This window comes from Romboutsia sp. 1001216sp1 (assembly GCF_039841805.1).
Lineage (GTDB): Bacteria > Bacillota > Clostridia > Peptostreptococcales > Peptostreptococcaceae > Romboutsia_C > Romboutsia_C hominis.
The window spans coordinates 1-17,597 of the sequence record NZ_JBDPHA010000018.1 but is presented as its reverse complement, the minus strand read 5'-3'; the positions used below and the strand labels follow the sequence as shown (position 1 = coordinate 17,597).

Here is a 17,597-nt window from a genome sequence, read left to right as displayed (position 1 = left end):
TATAATTTTAATTAAAAAAATGATTACTGATTAAGTATTCATATCGGTATAATAGTTTAAACAAATATGAAATGAGGGATGAATTTGGAAACAAATATTACTAAAAGATTAATGATTAATAAGTTAATTTTACTTATTATCATAATAGCATTTGTAAATATGTTCTCTTTTTTATTTGGAACGGAAAATACCCTAACAGGGGTAACAGTAATAACAGGTGCATTAATGTTTAAGGATATAGATTTAGGATACAATGTCAAAGAATCTGTATTTATAACTATAGGATTATTTACTTTTATAGGAATAGTTACATATTTAACTAGTCAAGTTGGAATATTACTTGGGATATTAATAAACCTTATATCAGTATTTATGGTAATCTATATAACATCAGAAAATTTACAAACAAAAGTATTTTTACCATTTATTTTACTTTATGTATTCTTAGATGGAACACCTATTGATGAAACACAAGCTATTATGAGGGTAGTAGCATCTTTTATAGGTGGAGTTATAATGGCTTTAACACTTTATATAAGTCATTATAAAAAACAAATATCAAAAAAATCTATAAAAGAAGATTTATGTAAAGAAAATATAGATTTTTCTAGTGAAAGGTTTAGATTTGCAGTAAAAATGGCAATAGGTATAAGTATAGCAATACTTATAGGGAGGGTTTTAAATACTCAAAAGGCTATGTGGATTACTATAGCAGTAATGTCACTAACTCAACCACAACATGAAGATTCAAAACAGCGTATGAAAGAAAGACTTATAAGTACAATATTAGGAGCTATAGCTTTTGTTATATTATTTAAAGTATTGGTGCCAGAAAAATACTTTACTTTTGTAACCCTTAGCTTAGGATATATATATACATTCATATACGAATATAAAATAAAGATGTTTTTCGTAGCTATAAATGCTTTAGTGGCATCTATGTTTATATTTAATACGCCAACATCTATAGCATTAAGAATTGGATTTTTAACTATAGGAATATGTGTTGTATATATTATAAGTAAAGGTGAAGAGGTTATATCTAAAATAAAAGACAAAGAGCAATCAGCTATATTTGAATAATATAATAAAAATAATATCAATACTATATACAGAAAAGTTTAATCTGAATATAGTATTTTTGATTGGAATGAAATTATAAATTCTCTATTTTATGAAAGATTTGAGTAACAAATACAATTGAATTGAGAAAGAAGGTATATAAATTACAATAATTTATATACCTTCTTTATATTTAAAATCTTTTAGTTCTATAAAATCTGTATAAAAAATCTTTTTCTAAGGTTTTACTTAGAGTTGCACTTTCTTGAAAATTAATAAACCTTATTTCTAAAGAAGACCTATTAGTAGGAATAACTTTATGAATTAATTTTAGATTAACTATGTAACTTTTATGTGATTTGAAAAAATTTGGAGGTATTCTTTTTTCTAAATCATCAAAGTTCTCATAAAATTTTATAATATCGTGGTCTTTAGTATATAAGTTTATAGCTCTAGAGTTCTTTTCAAACATAACTATATCATCAAAATTTAGCATATGTATTTGCTTTCTTATTTTATATACAAATAAGGTATCATCTATAAAATTTGTTTTAGCTAACTTATGAGAATTTATATGGTCAATAGCTATATTTACAGAATCAATTATTTTATCCCTAGTAAATGGCTTGACTATAAAATCAACAGGATGAACTTTAAAGCTTTCTAAGCTATAATCTGAAAAGCCAGTAACAAAAATTATATGAATATCTTTGTCAATAGAAGTTATTTCTTTAGCAGTTTCAATTCCATTTTTATAAGGCATATCAATATCAATTATAAGTAAATCTATTTTTTCAGATTTAATAAACTCTATAGCCTCAATTCCATTTTTAACTTTTTTTATATAATCTACATAGCCAGATTCTTTTAATATATTTTCTATATCATCTCTTATAGCTTTATCATCATCACATATTAAAACTTTTATCATATAAATCTCCTAGTTAATTATATTTGGGTATTAGTATAGTAAATTCTGTTAAAAAATCATCACTATTTGCAAATATATAATACCCATATTTATCTAATATATTTTTTACTAAATAAAGACCATAACCTCTATCTGTACCATCTTTAGTAGAGTAGCCTTCTAAAAATATTGCATCAGTGTTATATATTTTAGGGCCGTTGTTTTTTATAGATATAACATATTGAAATTCATCTTCATAGACAAATAGTTTGATGTATTTATTATCTTTAGATATTGTAGATAATGAATCAATTGCATTATCTATTATATTAAGAAGTACAGAGCTCATTTCATTAGGCTCTATAATTAGATTGTCTATAAAATCTTGTATATAAACATCAAAAGTTATATTTTTCATAAGACATTCTTCATATTTTAATGAAGCTATAGCATCAAGGTAAGATACTTTACCATATCTTGAAGTTTTACTTCTAAAGTTATTAGATATATTTGTTATATATTCTTTAGCATCATTAGTAAGCCCAGTATTTAATAAAGAATATACTACTTGAAGATGCTTTAGATAATCATGTTTTTGACTTCGAAGTTTTGCAATAATATTATCTTTATGCTCTATTTTATTATTTGAAGCATTTAGATTTTTTTCTTTAATAATATTATCATCTACTAACTTGATAAATTTATTTCCAATATATATACAAATAATTATTAAAACAAAAGATAATGAAGTTTTAATAATGCCCCTTAAAAAATAATCATTTATAACCTCAAACAATATGTGTTTATATAAAATATTAAATAATAAAAATGTTATAAATGATACAAAAAATGATAACAAAGACTTTTTATTTAAAGAAAGTTTCCTATAAAATTCATATCTATTAAATAAAAGGCTAGTACCTATAAACAAAAGAAGTATGTATACAGGTAAGATATAAATATTATTCATAATTCCCCCTAAGTTTTCGATTCTTTAATTAAATTATAACATTTATAAAAAAATATGTAAAAAGTGGAAATTTGCAAACAAAGGTTTTAAACTTGAATATAGATATATGAATTTGTACACAAAACCATTAAAAACTTGAAAAAATGCAGTTTGATACATTTTTTTAAAGAAGCTATAATCAAATTAATCAAAAGGAAGGAAGTGGTGAATATGAAAAATGATTTGGAGATAGTTTTTAAATATATAAAAAGCTACAAATCAAGGTCATTGGCTATAGTACTTAGTGTAGTACTTGCTAGTGCATTAATAGTAGGCGTTGGGACATTATCAAGAAGCGCACAACAAGCAGACTTGGATAGATTAAAAAGAGAAACTGGAAAGTATCATGCATATTTTAAAGATATAAACAAAGACCAACTTAAAACTGTTAAAAATGGAAGAGACATAAAAGATTTAGGCATAACATCTTATTATGCATCCAGTGATGTTGGTGAAAAACTACCTATAAATATACTTTATTCAGATAAAAATTATTTAAATAGTGATACTGAACTTTTAAAAGGAAGATTTCCAAAGGGAAATAATGAAGTAGTAGTAGAAGAGTGGATTTTAAATAGTATGGGGCTTGAGCCCAAACTAAATCAAGAAATAACTTTTAAATTATACAATAAAGAAAAACCTGAAACTTTTAAGGTAGTTGGAATACTTAAAGATAGGTATAAAGATAAAAGTGTTGGAAGATGTGAAATGTTTTTAGGTTTAGATGAAAATAAACTTAATAACTTTACAGCTCATGTAGAATTTAATGAAAATAGTGATATAAGTAAAAACATATCAAATATAATAAAAGAAGCTAAAATAGATAAAGAAAAACAAGCTGGGATAAACTCTATGCTTGTAGATTCTGCAAGAAATAATGGAAGATTAGATTCAGAAAGCAAAAATACATCTATAGTACTTAGTTTATTTGCAGGACTTGTAATATATAGTATATACACTACATCAATATATCAAAGAATAAGAGAGTATGGAGTATTAAGAGCAATAGGAGCTACTAATTTAAAAGTATTTTTACTTATGTTATATGAGCTTTTAATATTAAGTGTAGTATCAATTCCTATAGGCATAATACTTGGAATTGGTGGAGCACAATTATTTAATAAATTTGCAGGGAATATAGAGTTTGAAGGACCAGTAAAGGAAACACCATTTGTTATACCAACACAAGTTATTTTACTATCTATAGTATGCATACTTTTAGTAATGTTTGTTATAAGTATACTAACTTATATAAAAATAAGAAGAATATCACCAATTGAAGCTATAAGAAGAAATTTTAATAAAGATAAAATCAAAAGAAGTAATTTTATAATATCAAGACTAAGTAAGAATATATCACCTACTAAAAATATATCTTTAAAAAATATATTTAGAAATAAAAAAGCATTTATAATGATTATGTTTTCTATGAGTATAGGTGGGATAATGATTATAAAAACTGATTATAGCTTAACGGGAAGCAAGGAAAGAAATGAAAATAATTACAAAAAATTATATTGGCAAGGAGATTTTATGCTAAGTGTCAATGGAAGTATTGATGAAGAAAATGGTTTAAAAGATGAAGATATAAAAGACATAAAAAATATAAATGGTATTGATAAAGTTCAAACTGCTAAAATATTAAATAGTAGAATGCCAATTAAAAAAGACGATATTTTAAATATGAAATTTTATGAAAGCCAATCTAAGGGTGGTTATGTTGGAAAAGTACTAAATGGACTTTTAATAGAAGATAAAGAAAACAATGGATACCTATTAAAACAAAAATTAAAAGGCTATAATGATGAAATGCTAGATGAATTAAATAATCACATAGTAAGTGGTGAGATAAATAAAGAAAAAATGAAAAAAGAAAATTTAGCAGTAGTATATATTCCACATGCTTATGAACCTTATAAAGATTACAAGGATTATTATGATGTAGGAGATAGTACTTATGGAAAACCAATAGTTGATATAAAAGTAGGGGATACTGTAAAAGTAAAATATCCAAAAGGTAAAATAGATACACAAAAATATTGGCAAGGTAAAGATAACTATGAATATGATGAATATGAATTTAAAGTAGGAGCAATAGTTGATTATCCTTATGCAGATGATAGTATGTATAGTGGAGAAAATGGAGTAGACGTTATAATTAGTGATAATCAATTTAAAAATATAACTAATTTAGATAATTATGATTTAGTATATGCAACAATAAAAGATGGAGCAGACCATGAATCTATAAATAAACAATTAGGTAAAATAGGTAGTAAAGTGCCAGGAACTACTACTATAGACATGATTAAAGATAAAGAAGATGATGCTAAGATGAATGAGAAATTCTTAATATATAACTATGGTATAGTTGCTGTTCTATTTGTAATAAGTATGTTTAATATAATAAACAACGTAAGTTATAACCTAACATCAAGAACTAGCGAATTTGGAATGTTAAGAGCAGTTGGAATAAGTGATAAAGATTTTAAAAACATGATAGTATACGAAGGAATACTTTATGGTTTATTCTCAAGTGCTATAGTAATAGTGTTAGGTATACTACTTCAAATCAGAATGTATAAAAGACTTGGATTTGAAATTATAGGCATAGAGTTTGCTATTGACTATAAACTTTATCTACTTATAATAGCAGTTAATATAGTAATAGGATTACTTGCTACATATTTACCAGCAAGAAAAATAAAAGAAACTAATATAGTAGATGCTATAAATATTATAGAATAGAGGGATTTATTATGGTTATACTTGAAACTATTAATTTAGGTAAAATATATGGAAAAAAAGAAACAACTGTACATGCATTAAATGATGCTAATTTAAAGATAAACAAAGGGGAATTTGTTGCAATAGTAGGACCTAGTGGAAGCGGAAAAAGTACATTCCTACATTTAGTAGGAGGATTGGAAAGACCAAGTAGTGGAACTATAAAAGTAGATGGGAAAGATATATGTTGCTTAAGTGATAAGGAACTAGCAAAATATAGAAGACAAAAAGTTGGATTTGTATTTCAACAATACAATTTAATACCTGTACTTAACGTAGCTGAAAATATAGAATTGCCAGTAAAATTAGATAATAGAAAAGTTGATAAAGAATATATAAATGACTTAATGGATTTACTAGGAATTAGTGATAGAAAAACACATCTTCCTAATCAGTTATCAGGTGGACAACAACAGAGAGTAGCAATAGCTCGTGCACTATCATCAAAACCTAGTATAATACTTGCAGATGAACCAACAGGAAACTTAGATACTAAAACTACTGAGGAGGTTATGGAACTTCTTAAGACATCTATAAAAAAATATAATCAAACTCTTATAATGATAACTCATAATGAAAATATAGCTAAAAAAGCAGATAGAATAATATCTATAGTAGATGGTAATCTAAGTTTATCTGATAAAGAGTGTATATAATAAAAAATAACATAAGCCTAATATTAGGCTTATGTTATTTTTTTGACTTAAAACACTATTACATTACAAATTTGTAAGTATAATGTAATCTAAATCGATGGTACGTATTAACAAAAAATAATAAAATAATATCACAAATCAATACAGGAGGACATAAATGAAATTATTTAGTAATTTTACATTAAAAATTATGGCTATTATATTTATGGCTATGGATCATATTTATACTTATATGAATGGAGCATTAAACAATCAAGTACCTATATGGTTTGGATATTTAGGAAAGTTAGCTGCACCGATATTTTTCTATTTAATAGTTGAAGGTTTTTATCATACAAGAAGTAAAAGCAAATATATACAAAGACTTTTCTCAATGGCTGTATTAATGATAGGGGTAGATATAGTGTTTAAGATACCAAATAATATATTTTTATCATTAGGATTTGCAGTTTGTATGTTAAGCATGATAGAATATGCAAAATCAAGTACGGATAAATTTAGTATTCTAAATTGGAAAATTTTATTAGCTATTTTATTTGGAATAGCAGGATTTTTTACAGAAGCATCTTTATATGGAGTAGGTATGGTATTAATATTCTACTTATTAAGAGAAAAAAAGGTTTGTATGGTCTTAGCTTACATTGTGTTTAGTTTACTTGGACTAGTAACTATGATTGGACCTGATTTTATAGATGCTGCATTTTTATGGGATTACCAATGGATGATGGTATTTGCAATAATTCCAATACTTATGTACAATGGAAAATTAGGAATATCTAATAAGTTTATAAAATGGATGTTTTATTGGTTCTATCCAGTTCACTTAATTGTAATAGTATCATTAGCAAAGATAATAAGCATGTAATAATAAAAAAGGGAGTGTCTTTTAAAGACGCTCCTTTTTTATTATTTAAACATCGTTATTATTTAGTTAGTATGAAATATACGTTAAATTAAAGTATTTATTTATATATAGCTTTAATAGGATCTAATCTAGATGCTTTAAAAGCTGGTACTATACCAAAAATAACTCCTGTTACAATAGTAGCAATAAAGGCATAGAATAAGCTATTTATATTAACTATAGCTTTAAATGGTAGGTAACTAGATGCATAGTTTACAACTATAAATCCTATTATTATACCAAGTATACCACCTAAAACTGTTATAAATACAGATTCTGTTAAAAACTGTAACATTATATCTCGAGGTTTAGCTCCTATAGCACGTCTTATACCGATTTCTCTTTGACGTTCCATTACTGATATATACATAATATTCATAACCCCAACACCACCAACAAACATAGAAATAGCAGTGATTACAGTTATAAACATATTTATATTATTTACCATAGATTCAAGTGCTTTAGTTTGTTCACTAGGATCATGAACTTGATAAGTTCCTTCTATATCCGGATGAAGTTCATGAAGTTTTTGTGTTACTCTAGAAGCTGTTTCAAATAAATCATATCCATTAGATACAACTAAATCTAATTGGTATATATCAGTTGGATACATATTTTGATTCATTAGCACATCTAAAGCTTTTTTTGGCATATATGAAGTTAGATAATCCATATCTCCATAATACATAGATTCAAAAGAATTAGATTTTTCCTTTTCTTTTTTAACAACGGAACTTTCGTCTATAACGCCTATTACTTCATATATATTTCCATTTATACTTATACCTTTACCTAAAGCATCTTCAGGAGTTCCAAATAGATCAGTTGCATTTTGTAGAGTTATTATAATAACTTTTCTATTTTCGTCTTCATAAGAAAAACTTCTTCCATATAGAGGATTTAAAGTAGTATCATCTTTTAATGGTGAAACATCAACATATGTAGCTTTTTTATCAAAATAAGCTTCAGAATAAAACATAGAATTCATAGCAAAATCATCTTTAGCAGGTCCAATTTTTTCAACACCTTCTAAAAATGATAACTCTTCTAAATCTTTAAGTTTAAATGGAGATAAAAAGCTTGTCATACCTGCCATATTAGAGTTAGTAGGTTCAAAGTATATTTGAGTTTTGTTAGGATTAACTTTGCTAACTGATTTTAGAACTTCTTTTTTAACACCATTACCAATAGAACTTACAAGTATTACAGATGTAATACCTATTATTATCCAAACTAGAGTTATAAAGACTCTAAGTTTATGTCCTTTTAAATTAGTTAATGCATTTTTCATCATATTCATAGGTTATACCTCCGATGATAATACACCATCTTTAAGTCTTATGACTTTAGTGGCATATTTTATTAAATCACTATCATGAGTAACCATTATTATAGTTTTACCTTCTTCATTTAACTTTTTTAAAACGTTCATTATATCATTACTAGTTTCACTATCAAGTGCTCCTGTTGGTTCATCTGCAAATATTAATAATGGGTTGTTAACAAGTGCACGAGCAATAGCTACTCTTTGTTGCTGTCCACCAGACAATTGAAGAGGTCTAGATTTTGCTTTATCACCAAGACCAACTGAATCTAATTTTTCTAGTATTATCTCTTGTCTTTGAGCCTTATTTAAGTGATTGCTATAAAGTAATGGAAGTTCTACATTTTGATAAATATCTAAACTTTCTATTAGATTAAACTGTTGGAATATAAATCCAATATTTTTATTTCTAAAGTCAGATTTTTGATTTTCACTAAGATTAGTAACATCTTTATCAAAAAAGAAATACTTGCCCTCATCAAATTTATCTAAAAGACCTAGGGAATTAAGTAAGGTAGTTTTACCACTACCTGACTTACCCATTATCATTACAAATTCTCCTTCTTCTATTTCAAGATTTAGAGATTTTAGAACATGAAGCCTATCTTTTCCAACTTTATAATATTTTTCTATATTTTCTAGTCTAATTACATTACTCAAATTAATTCTCAGCTCCTTCAGTAGTAGTTTCAGTAGAATCATCTACATTTGAAGGTGTATTATTAGCACCTGCATTACCTGTATTTACTGGGTCGCCTTCTTTCATTTCAGGTGATATATATCTAATAACTATATCATTTGGTTCAAGACCAGAACTGATTACACTAAATTCTTCATTTTTGTCATGTATTTCGACTATTTGTTTTTTTAGTATTCCATCTAAATCTTTAAATACATAAGCTGTACCGTCTTCTTTATTTTCTAATATTGCAGTTGTTGGTACCTTAACTAATGAATTATTAACTTTTACAGAACCTTGAACATGGAATCCATTAACTAAACCTTCTTGATTTTCAAAAGATACATTAACATCATAGTAAGACATATTTCCTTGATTGCCCATATTCATTTCATTAGTATTAGTAGTTGGTCTATCTGATATAAAGCTAATTCTACCACTTAAATTTTTGTTATTTGAAAATACTAATACATCTACAGGATCATCCATTTGAAGTTTGACTAAATCTTGTTCACTTACTTGACCTTGCATATAAAATGTTGAACTTATAAGTGTCATAAATGATGAAGTTTGACCTTGCATATTATTATTTTCAGATTCATTATTATTTAGATAAACTTTACCAGCAAAAGGTGCATAAGTATTTACATAGGCTTTTTTATCTAGTGCTGATATTTGTGCATTTATTTTGTTTATTTCTGTTTTTATAGTAGGGTCATTTTCTGTATTTGCTTTTTTAAGTTCATTAACTTGAGCTTTAAGACCATCTATTTCATCTAGTATATTTTGATTTTTAGTTGTAAATAATAAATCCCCTTGTTTTACAATCTTACCATTTGTAACATTTAACTTACTTATTTCACCCTCAGTAGAAGGATTAAAGTCTTTTGTTTGAGTAGGTACTATAACCCCATTTATAAATACCTTTTCACTATCTGCTATAGTGTAAGTTTCTATTTGAGCATTTAACTCATTTACTTCATTATTTATTTTATTATTCCTATAAATAAAATAACCGCTTCCAAGTGCTATTATTACTACTGCACTTACCCCAATCATAACTTTTTTGTTTTTAAATTTCTCTAAAAAAGACATATTTTCCTCCTCATGTAAAAAAATCCATTCATTAGTAGATTATAATTGAAAATGGCTATATAAGTCAAAGTAAAATGGAAAATATACAAATTTGTAATTAAATGGGAAATGTTTTCTTAAGAAAAAATAAAAAAAAATTAAAAAATATGATAATAAATTAAAAATTTGGGTATATAAATTTATATTAGATATGTCGAAAAATGGCAAATCTAATATATAAAAACCATAGTTTAAAGTTTAAAGCACTATATGGCAACCTTATAAATATTAGAGGGTTGTCATATAAGATGATTAAATTTTTTTAGACAATAAAATAAAGTAGCAGAGGGGAAAAATCATGAAACATTTATTTACAGAAAAAGTTGTACCAGTAGAATTAGACAATCCAGCTATACAAATTGATTACGATAAGTGCATAAAGTGCGGATTATGTAAACGTACTTGTGATAATGATATAGCTGTTGCTGGAAGATTTAACCTAGAGGAAACAGGTGATGTAGCTATATGTATACACTGTGGACAATGTGCAGTAGCATGTCCAGTAGGAGCTATAACTCAAGTAGAAGACTATCAAAAAGTTAAAGAAGCTATAAATGATCCTGAAAAAATAGTAATATTTAATACAGCTCCAGCAGTTAGAGTTGCACTTGGAGAAGAGTTTGGATATGAAGTAGGTTCATATGTTGAAGATAAAATGGTAGCTGCACTTAGAAAATTAGGTGGAGAGTATGTATTTGATGTAACTTTTGGTGCGGATATGACAATAATGGAAGAAGCAAATGAGTTAGTTGACAGAATCATCAATAAAAGTGAGAACTTACCTCAATTTACAAGTTGTTGTCCATCTTGGGTTAAGTATGTAGAAACTTTCTACCCAGAGTTTATACCAAATCTATCTACAACTAAAAGTCCAATAGGTATACAAGGAGCTGCTATAAAAACATACTTTGCTAAAGAAGCAAATATAGATCCAGCTAAAATAGTAAATGTAACAATAACACCATGTACATCTAAAAAATATGAAATAAGTAGACCTGAAATGAATTCTTCTAGCAAATACAATAATATAGAAGGATTAAGAGACAATGATTACATATTAACTACTAAAGAGCTAGCTAAGTGGATAAGAGAAGAAGATATAGATTTTGAAGCTTTAGAAGGTTCTAACTTTGATGACCTAATGGGACAAGGTAGTGGAGCTGGTATTATATTTGGTAATAGTGGTGGAGTTATGGAAGCTGCAGTAAGAACAGCTTATCATGTATTAACAGGAGAGAGACCAACTAAAGAATTATTAGATTTTAAGCCAGTTAGAGGTCTTGAAGGAGTTAAAGAAGCTACACTTCAAATAGAAGATAAAGTTATAAAAGTTGCTGCTGTTCAAACTACAAATAATGCGGAAGCTTTAATGGAAAAAATAAAAAGTGGTGAAGTAGATTATCAATTTGTAGAGGTAATGACATGTAAAGGTGGATGTATAGGTGGGGCTGGACAACCTAAACAGCCTAAAAAGAAAGTAACTAATGAAATAAGATTAAAGCGTATAGAAGGATTATACAATAAAGATGCTCATATAAATGTAAAATGTAGCTATGAAAACCCAGAAGTTATAAAAGCTTATGATGAATTCTTTGAAAAACCATTATCTCATGTATCTCATGAACTTTTACATACAGAATTTGATTCTAAATATTATATGTTAGGTCGTGGAGATGTTAAAGTTGATAATGCTAAAAGTGAAGAAAAAAGCATTGGATAAAAAGTTATTTATATGAATAATTTAGTACAAAGAAATATTTAATATAATATGTCTCAAAATACATGAGTTTTATAGTTAATTCATAAAACTTATGCATTTTGAGACTCTGATAAATTGATTAAAAAATTTTTTGAAAATTAATTAAAATAATAAAATTTTAATTTGAATATATTAAATGAAATTTTAATAGTGCTTAAAACTTATTTTAAGTAGTATTGAGATTTTATTTTAACTCAATTAAAGAGGTGATATTAATGAATGTTATAGATATAATAAATAAACTATATAGTGAAAATGACGCAAGCAAAGAAGAATTACTTTATCTACTTGATAATATAAATGAAGAAGAAAAAAATCTTCTCATAGAAAAAGCACATGAAACTAGAATGAGAACTTATTCAAATAAAGTTTATTTAAGAGGGCTTATAGAACTTACAAGCTTTTGTAAGAAGGATTGTTTGTATTGTGGGCTTAGAAGGAGTAATAAAAGTGCCGAGAGATATAGACTAAATATTGATGAAGTTTTAGAATGCGTTAGAAAAGGAGATAAGCTAGGATATAAAACTTTTGTACTTCAGGGTGGTGAAGATGCATATTATACTGATGATGTTATGGTAGAAATTATAACTGCTATAAAAAATGAATTTCCAAATAATGCTTTAACTTTATCTTTAGGTGAGAGAAGTTATGAATCTTATGAAAAAATGTTTAAAGCAGGCGCGGATAGATATTTATTAAGACATGAAAGTGCATCTAAGAAGCTATATGAATCTATTCATCCAGGAGAACCATATGAAGTTAGATTTAATTGCTTAAAAAATCTAAAGGAAATAGGATATCAAGCAGGAGCAGGATTTATGGTAGGAATACCAAATCAAACTAATGAAGATTTAGCTAATGATTTAAGGTTTGTAAAGGAGTTTGAACCTGCAATGTGTGGAATAGGACCTTTTATTCCTCATAAAGATACTCCACTTAAGGACTATCCTCATGGGAGCTTAGAAAAAACTGTAATATGTTTAGCTATAGTTAGATTATTACTTCCAAAAGTATTACTTCCTGCAACAACTGCCTTATCAAGTATTGATAAAAATGGAAGAAATGCAGGCCTTAAAGCTGGTGGAAATGTTATAATGCCAAATTTATCACCTATGAGTGTTAGAAAAAAATATTCTCTATACAATAATAAAGCATACATATTAGATGAAGATGCAGAATATAGAAGATTAACTGAAGAAAAAATAAAAGAAGCTGGATTTGAAGTTGAAATAACTAGAGGAGATAATCCTGATTTTAGAGGCTAATATGAAAATAGTATAAGTTTTAAAAGCACAAATTAATAAATGTTACTTAAATTTAACTAAAGGAGATGTTTTAAATGTTTATAGATCATGAATATATATACAAAATATTAGAGGAAACTAAAAATCCTTCAAATGAAGAGATAAAAGAAGTATTAAATAAAGCTAAAAAAAGAGAAGGATTATCTTATAAAGATATAGCAATACTTCTTCAAGCTGAAGATGAGAAAGATTTAGAAGAGATATATTCATTAGCAGGGCAAATTAAAAAAGACATCTATGGAAAAAGAATAGTAGTATTTGCACCACTTTATGTAAGTGATTACTGTGTAAATAACTGTGTGTACTGTGGTTATCAAAGAGATAATAAGTTTAATAGAAGAAGACTTACAATGGATGAAGTAGCAGAAGAAGTAAGAATACTTGAACAAATGGGACATAAAAGGTTAGCATTAGAACTTGGAGAGGACCCTGTTAATGCACCTATAGATTATGTATTAGAATGTTTAGATACAATATATAAAACTCAAAATGCAAATGGAGAAATAAGAAGGGTTAATGTAAATATAGCAGCGACTACTGTAGAAAATTATAAAGCTCTTCACGAGAAAGGGATAGGAACGTATATATTATTCCAAGAAACTTATCATAAGCCAACATATGATTTAATGCATCCTAAGTCTATAAAAGGAGATTATAATTATCATTTAACAGCTTTTGATAGAGCTATGCAGGCAGGAATAGATGATGTAGGAGCGGGAGTATTATTTGGACTAGCAGATCCTAGATTTGAAGTTTTAGGACTTATGATGCATAATGCTCACTTAGAAGAAAAATATGGTGTAGGATTCCATACTATATCAGTGCCAAGACTTCAAGAAGCTAAGGGGGTTACGTTAGAAAATTATCCACATTTACTTAGTGATAAAATGTTTAAAAAGATAGTAGCAATACTTAGAATTGCAGTACCATTTACAGGACTTATACTTTCAACAAGAGAAACTCCAGCTATGAGAAAAGAACTATTAAAATATGGAGTAAGTCAAATATCTGCAGGTTCTTCAACTGGTGTTGGTGGATATAAGGAAAGAGAAGAAGGAAAAGAAACTAAACAATTTAAGACTAATGATGAGAGAAGCCCTATAGAAATACTAAAAGAATTATTAGATGATGGATATATACCAAGTTACTGTACAGCATGTTATAGAAAAGGTAGAACTGGAGATAGATTTATGCAACTTGCCAAGTCTGGTAATATAAAATATGTATGTGAACCTAATGCACTTATGACACTTCATGAGTTTACATTAGACTATGGAGATAAAGAGTTATATGATAAAGCACAAGAAATAATAAACACTGAAGTCGAAAGTATAGAAAGAGAAGATATTAAATCTTATACAAAGGAAAGTTTAGGGAAAATGAAGTCTGGAGAAAGAGATTTCTATCTTTAGGAGGTAATTATGAACAATACTCCAAATGCAAATAGAAAACATATTGGGATATATGGTAATACTAATAGTGGTAAATCCTCTTTAATGAATAAAATATTAGGCCAAGAAATATCACTAGTATCTAGTGTAGAAGGAACAACAACAGACCCTGTTCAAAAGGCTATGGAGTTAATTCCTTTTGGTCCAGTATTATTAATAGATACAGCAGGTCTTGAAGATAAAAGTGAATTAGGCAAAATGAGGATTAAAAAAAGCTATGACTATTTAAAAAGATTAGACTTTGCTATGTATGTAGTAGATGGTAAAAATCCTGATATAAATACATATAAGACTTGGAAGAGGGAAGCTAATAAATATAATATACCTCATATAGTAGTTGTAAATAAATTAGATAAGCTAAAAAACAATGAGATAGATAATATAAATAAAGAATTCAAAAATCCAATATATGTATCAGCTAAAGAAAATACTAATATAGATTCTTTAAAAGAAACTATTATAAAAAAATTAGAAACTGAAGAAGAAGATAGGCCAATAGTAGGAGACTTACTAGATTATGGTTCTAAAGTTGTATTAGTAGTACCAATAGATTCAGAAGCTCCTAAAGGTAGGATAATACTTCCACAAGTCCAAGTGATAAGAGATTGTTTAGATCATGGCATAAAGACTTATGTGGTAAGAGACACTGAACTAGTTGACGCAATAAAAGATTTAAAAGATATAGATTTAGTTATAACTGACTCACAAGCATTTAAAGAAGTAGATGCTATGATACCAAAGGATATGAAGCTTACAAGTTTTTCAATACTATTTGCTAGACAAAAAGGAGAGCTTAAAGATTTTATAAATGGAGCTAGAAAACTTAAAGACTTAAAACCAGGTCAAAAAGTATTAATGTGTGAAAGTTGTACCCACAATATAAGTCATGAGGATATTGGTAGAGTTAAAATACCTAAAATTCTAGAAAAAATAGCAGGTGGTAAGCTAGATTTTGATTTTAAGGTAGGTTATGACTTTGCTAATGACATAGAAAATTATGATTTAGTAATACACTGTGGGGCTTGTATGGTTAATAGAAAAAGTGTAATAAACAAAATAAATCTATGCAAAGAAAAAAATATACCTATAACTAACTATGGCTTAGTTATAGCTTACTTTACTGGGATACTAGATAGAAGTATTGAGATATTTAAATAAAATAAGGAGGAACGATTCGTTCCTCCTTATTTTATAAATTATACAAAGTACTAATCATTTTTTATAAATACCAATAAATTAAAAAATTATTTTTATTTAACAGATACATCTACTTTATCATCAATATAGTCTTTAATAAATTTATAAGGAACTATTTTATTAAATTGAGGGTAGGAGGAGATGAATCTAACATATACAGGAGCTTCATATAAGCTAGGATTAGCTTCTAGAAGACCTTTATCTCCATTAGCTACAGCACTTATAGACATAGGAAGAAGCTCTAAAAACTTTTCATATCGATATTTAGCCACATCATAAGGATAATCACCAACAAATACTGCAAAAGTTATTTGATACCTATCACCATATATAAAATACCATTGACTATATATTAAGTTCGTACTAGTAGTATATAAATCTAGATTATAAAAGTATGGTGAAATAGATAAATTAACTTCTCTTGGATTATCTAGGTGAAGTATATTATACCTTCTAAATCTAATAGGTGACGTAGCTGTATATGGTGGTTCTATAACTACATTAACCTTAGACAAATTTAAATTTCTCAATATTATCACATCCTAATTTAGTTGTACTATATTATATTTTTTAAGACAACTTTTGTGATATATATAACCAATCATGATTTATATTAATAAAAAATCTTATAAATTTTTATAAAATGTAACATACGTTACAGAAAAAATAACCAATAAGGAGTATTCTAAAGATAAGAAAACACAACAGTGATGGAGGAATAATTATGGAAAATAAAATGTTCTGTTTCCAATGTCAAGAAACAGCAGGATGTACAGGATGTACAAAATTTGGGGTATGTGGAAAATCACCAGATCTAGCAAGAATGCAAGATTTATTAATATATGTAACTAAAGGATTATCAGAGGTTACAACTAGACTTAGAAATGAAGGAAAAAAAGTAGCAGATGAAGTTAATAATTTAGTAACTATAAACTTATTTACAACAATAACTAATGCTAACTTTGATGATTTAGTATTCTATGAAAGAGTTGCAAAAACTTTATCAACTAAAGAAGAATTATTAGCTACATTAGAAAATAAAGTAAACTTATCAGAAGCAGCTTTATGGAATGCATCAACTAAAGAAGAAATGGATGAAAAATCAAGCAAAGTAGGAGTATTAGCTACTGAAAATGAAGATATAAGAAGTTTAAGAGAACTTATAATATATGGATTAAAAGGAATGTCTGCATATATGAAACATGCTAATGCACTAGGTTATGATAGTGAAGAAGTAAATGCATTTATGCAAAGTACATTAGCTAAGACTTTAGATAACACTTTAACAGCAGATGATTTAGTTGCATTAACACTAGAAACAGGTAAGGTTGGGGTAGATGCAATGGCTTTACTTGATAGTGCAAATACTGGAACTTATGGACATCCAGAAATAACTAAAGTTAATATAGGTGTTAGAA

General features: G+C 27.0%; 14 protein-coding genes and 1 pseudogene. 9 read left to right on the top strand and 6 right to left on the bottom strand.

Annotated elements, in window-relative coordinates; translation table 11 throughout:
• The first annotated feature begins 84 nt into the window (after nt 1-84).
• Nucleotides 85-1,083 carry an FUSC family protein gene (locus ABHC41_RS13255; protein WP_166505267.1) on the top strand — a complete coding sequence of 333 codons (999 nt, stop codon included), beginning with the start codon at nt 85-87 and terminating at the stop codon, nt 1,081-1,083.
• Nucleotides 1,084-1,255: 172 nt separating this feature from the next.
• On the opposite strand, the gene ABHC41_RS13250 is transcribed toward ABHC41_RS13255, so the two are convergent.
• Nucleotides 1,256-1,993 carry a LytTR family DNA-binding domain-containing protein gene (locus ABHC41_RS13250; RefSeq protein ID WP_092926230.1) on the bottom strand — a complete coding sequence of 246 codons (738 nt, stop codon included), beginning with the start codon at nt 1,991-1,993 and terminating at the stop codon, nt 1,256-1,258.
• Between the two features lie 13 nt (nt 1,994-2,006).
• Nucleotides 2,007-2,942, bottom strand: coding sequence for a GHKL domain-containing protein (locus tag ABHC41_RS13245; protein WP_092926228.1), 936 nt, complete (start codon nt 2,940-2,942; stop codon nt 2,007-2,009).
• Nucleotides 2,943-3,152: 210 nt separating this feature from the next.
• Between ABHC41_RS13245 and ABHC41_RS13240 the strand changes: the two genes are divergently transcribed.
• From ABHC41_RS13240 to ABHC41_RS13230, 3 genes are all read left to right on the top strand, one after another.
• Nucleotides 3,153-5,729: an ABC transporter permease gene (locus tag ABHC41_RS13240; RefSeq protein WP_271891793.1), complete on the top strand. Its 2,577-nt coding sequence runs from the start codon at nt 3,153-3,155 to the stop codon at nt 5,727-5,729.
• A gap of 11 nt (nt 5,730-5,740) precedes the next feature.
• Nucleotides 5,741-6,424: an ABC transporter ATP-binding protein gene (locus tag ABHC41_RS13235; RefSeq protein ID WP_166505269.1), complete on the top strand. Its 684-nt coding sequence runs from the start codon at nt 5,741-5,743 to the stop codon at nt 6,422-6,424.
• A 157-nt stretch (nt 6,425-6,581) separates the two neighbouring features.
• Nucleotides 6,582-7,289, top strand: a complete 708-nt coding sequence (locus ABHC41_RS13230; RefSeq protein WP_166505270.1) for a TraX family protein — start codon at nt 6,582-6,584, stop codon at nt 7,287-7,289.
• A gap of 97 nt (nt 7,290-7,386) precedes the next feature.
• Here ABHC41_RS13230 and ABHC41_RS13225 read toward each other — a convergent pair whose 3' ends face one another.
• The 3 genes from ABHC41_RS13225 to ABHC41_RS13215 are packed head-to-tail and all read right to left on the bottom strand — an operon-like array spanning nt 7,387 to nt 10,429.
• Nucleotides 7,387-8,631: an FtsX-like permease family protein gene (locus tag ABHC41_RS13225; RefSeq protein ID WP_166505271.1), complete on the bottom strand. Its 1,245-nt coding sequence runs from the start codon at nt 8,629-8,631 to the stop codon at nt 7,387-7,389.
• Between the two features lie 3 nt (nt 8,632-8,634).
• The gene (locus ABHC41_RS13220) at nt 8,635-9,357 is read right to left on the bottom strand and encodes an ABC transporter ATP-binding protein (protein WP_271891792.1); all 723 of its coding nucleotides are present in this window, start codon (nt 9,355-9,357) and stop codon (nt 8,635-8,637) included.
• Nucleotides 9,317-10,429: an efflux RND transporter periplasmic adaptor subunit gene (locus tag ABHC41_RS13215; protein WP_092926216.1), complete on the bottom strand. Its 1,113-nt coding sequence runs from the start codon at nt 10,427-10,429 to the stop codon at nt 9,317-9,319. The genes ABHC41_RS13220 and ABHC41_RS13215 overlap by 41 nt, the downstream gene beginning before the upstream one ends.
• A 337-nt stretch (nt 10,430-10,766) precedes the next feature.
• Here ABHC41_RS13215 and ABHC41_RS13210 point away from each other — a divergent pair, with 337 nt between their 5' ends.
• From ABHC41_RS13210 to hydF, 4 genes are all read left to right on the top strand, one after another.
• The gene (locus ABHC41_RS13210) at nt 10,767-12,188 is read left to right on the top strand and encodes a [FeFe] hydrogenase, group A (RefSeq protein WP_092926214.1); all 1,422 of its coding nucleotides are present in this window, start codon (nt 10,767-10,769) and stop codon (nt 12,186-12,188) included.
• Nucleotides 12,189-12,442: 254 nt separating this feature from the next.
• Nucleotides 12,443-13,492: a [FeFe] hydrogenase H-cluster radical SAM maturase HydE gene (gene hydE, locus ABHC41_RS13205; protein ID WP_092926212.1), complete on the top strand. Its 1,050-nt coding sequence runs from the start codon at nt 12,443-12,445 to the stop codon at nt 13,490-13,492.
• Nucleotides 13,493-13,566: 74 nt separating this feature from the next.
• On the top strand, nt 13,567-14,943 hold the full coding sequence (hydG, locus tag ABHC41_RS13200) for a [FeFe] hydrogenase H-cluster radical SAM maturase HydG (protein WP_195929048.1): 1,377 nt from the start codon (nt 13,567-13,569) through the stop codon (nt 14,941-14,943).
• A gap of 9 nt (nt 14,944-14,952) precedes the next feature.
• Nucleotides 14,953-16,140: a [FeFe] hydrogenase H-cluster maturation GTPase HydF gene (hydF, locus tag ABHC41_RS13195; protein WP_271891791.1), complete on the top strand. Its 1,188-nt coding sequence runs from the start codon at nt 14,953-14,955 to the stop codon at nt 16,138-16,140.
• A 92-nt stretch (nt 16,141-16,232) separates the two neighbouring features.
• On the opposite strand, the gene ABHC41_RS13190 is transcribed toward hydF, so the two are convergent.
• The gene (locus tag ABHC41_RS13190; protein ID WP_195237095.1) at nt 16,233-16,709 is read right to left on the bottom strand and encodes a staygreen family protein; all 477 of its coding nucleotides are present in this window, start codon (nt 16,707-16,709) and stop codon (nt 16,233-16,235) included.
• A gap of 194 nt (nt 16,710-16,903) precedes the next feature.
• Between ABHC41_RS13190 and ABHC41_RS13185 the strand changes: the two are divergent.
• Nucleotides 16,904-17,597: pseudogene (locus ABHC41_RS13185) on the top strand (hydroxylamine reductase); the annotation flags it as partial.

What these genes read in the sequence shown, in the direction of transcription:
- ABHC41_RS13245 (WP_092926228.1), bottom strand. Translation starts at nt 2,942, where the DNA reads ATGAATAATATTTATATCTTACCTGTATACATACTTCTTTTGTTTATA.
- hydF (WP_271891791.1), top strand. Translation starts at nt 14,953, where the DNA reads ATGAACAATACTCCAAATGCAAATAGAAAACATATTGGGATATATGGT.
- ABHC41_RS13210 (WP_092926214.1), top strand. Translation starts at nt 10,767, where the DNA reads ATGAAACATTTATTTACAGAAAAAGTTGTACCAGTAGAATTAGACAAT.
- ABHC41_RS13230 (WP_166505270.1), top strand. Translation starts at nt 6,582, where the DNA reads ATGAAATTATTTAGTAATTTTACATTAAAAATTATGGCTATTATATTT.
- hydE (WP_092926212.1), top strand. Translation starts at nt 12,443, where the DNA reads ATGAATGTTATAGATATAATAAATAAACTATATAGTGAAAATGACGCA.
- ABHC41_RS13250 (WP_092926230.1), bottom strand. Translation starts at nt 1,993, where the DNA reads ATGATAAAAGTTTTAATATGTGATGATGATAAAGCTATAAGAGATGAT.
- ABHC41_RS13225 (WP_166505271.1), bottom strand. Translation starts at nt 8,631, where the DNA reads ATGAATATGATGAAAAATGCATTAACTAATTTAAAAGGACATAAACTT.
- ABHC41_RS13240 (WP_271891793.1), top strand. Translation starts at nt 3,153, where the DNA reads ATGAAAAATGATTTGGAGATAGTTTTTAAATATATAAAAAGCTACAAA.
- hydG (WP_195929048.1), top strand. Translation starts at nt 13,567, where the DNA reads ATGTTTATAGATCATGAATATATATACAAAATATTAGAGGAAACTAAA.
- ABHC41_RS13235 (WP_166505269.1), top strand. Translation starts at nt 5,741, where the DNA reads ATGGTTATACTTGAAACTATTAATTTAGGTAAAATATATGGAAAAAAA.
- ABHC41_RS13220 (WP_271891792.1), bottom strand. Translation starts at nt 9,357, where the DNA reads ATGATTCTACTGAAACTACTACTGAAGGAGCTGAGAATTAATTTGAGT.
- ABHC41_RS13215 (WP_092926216.1), bottom strand. Translation starts at nt 10,429, where the DNA reads ATGTCTTTTTTAGAGAAATTTAAAAACAAAAAAGTTATGATTGGGGTA.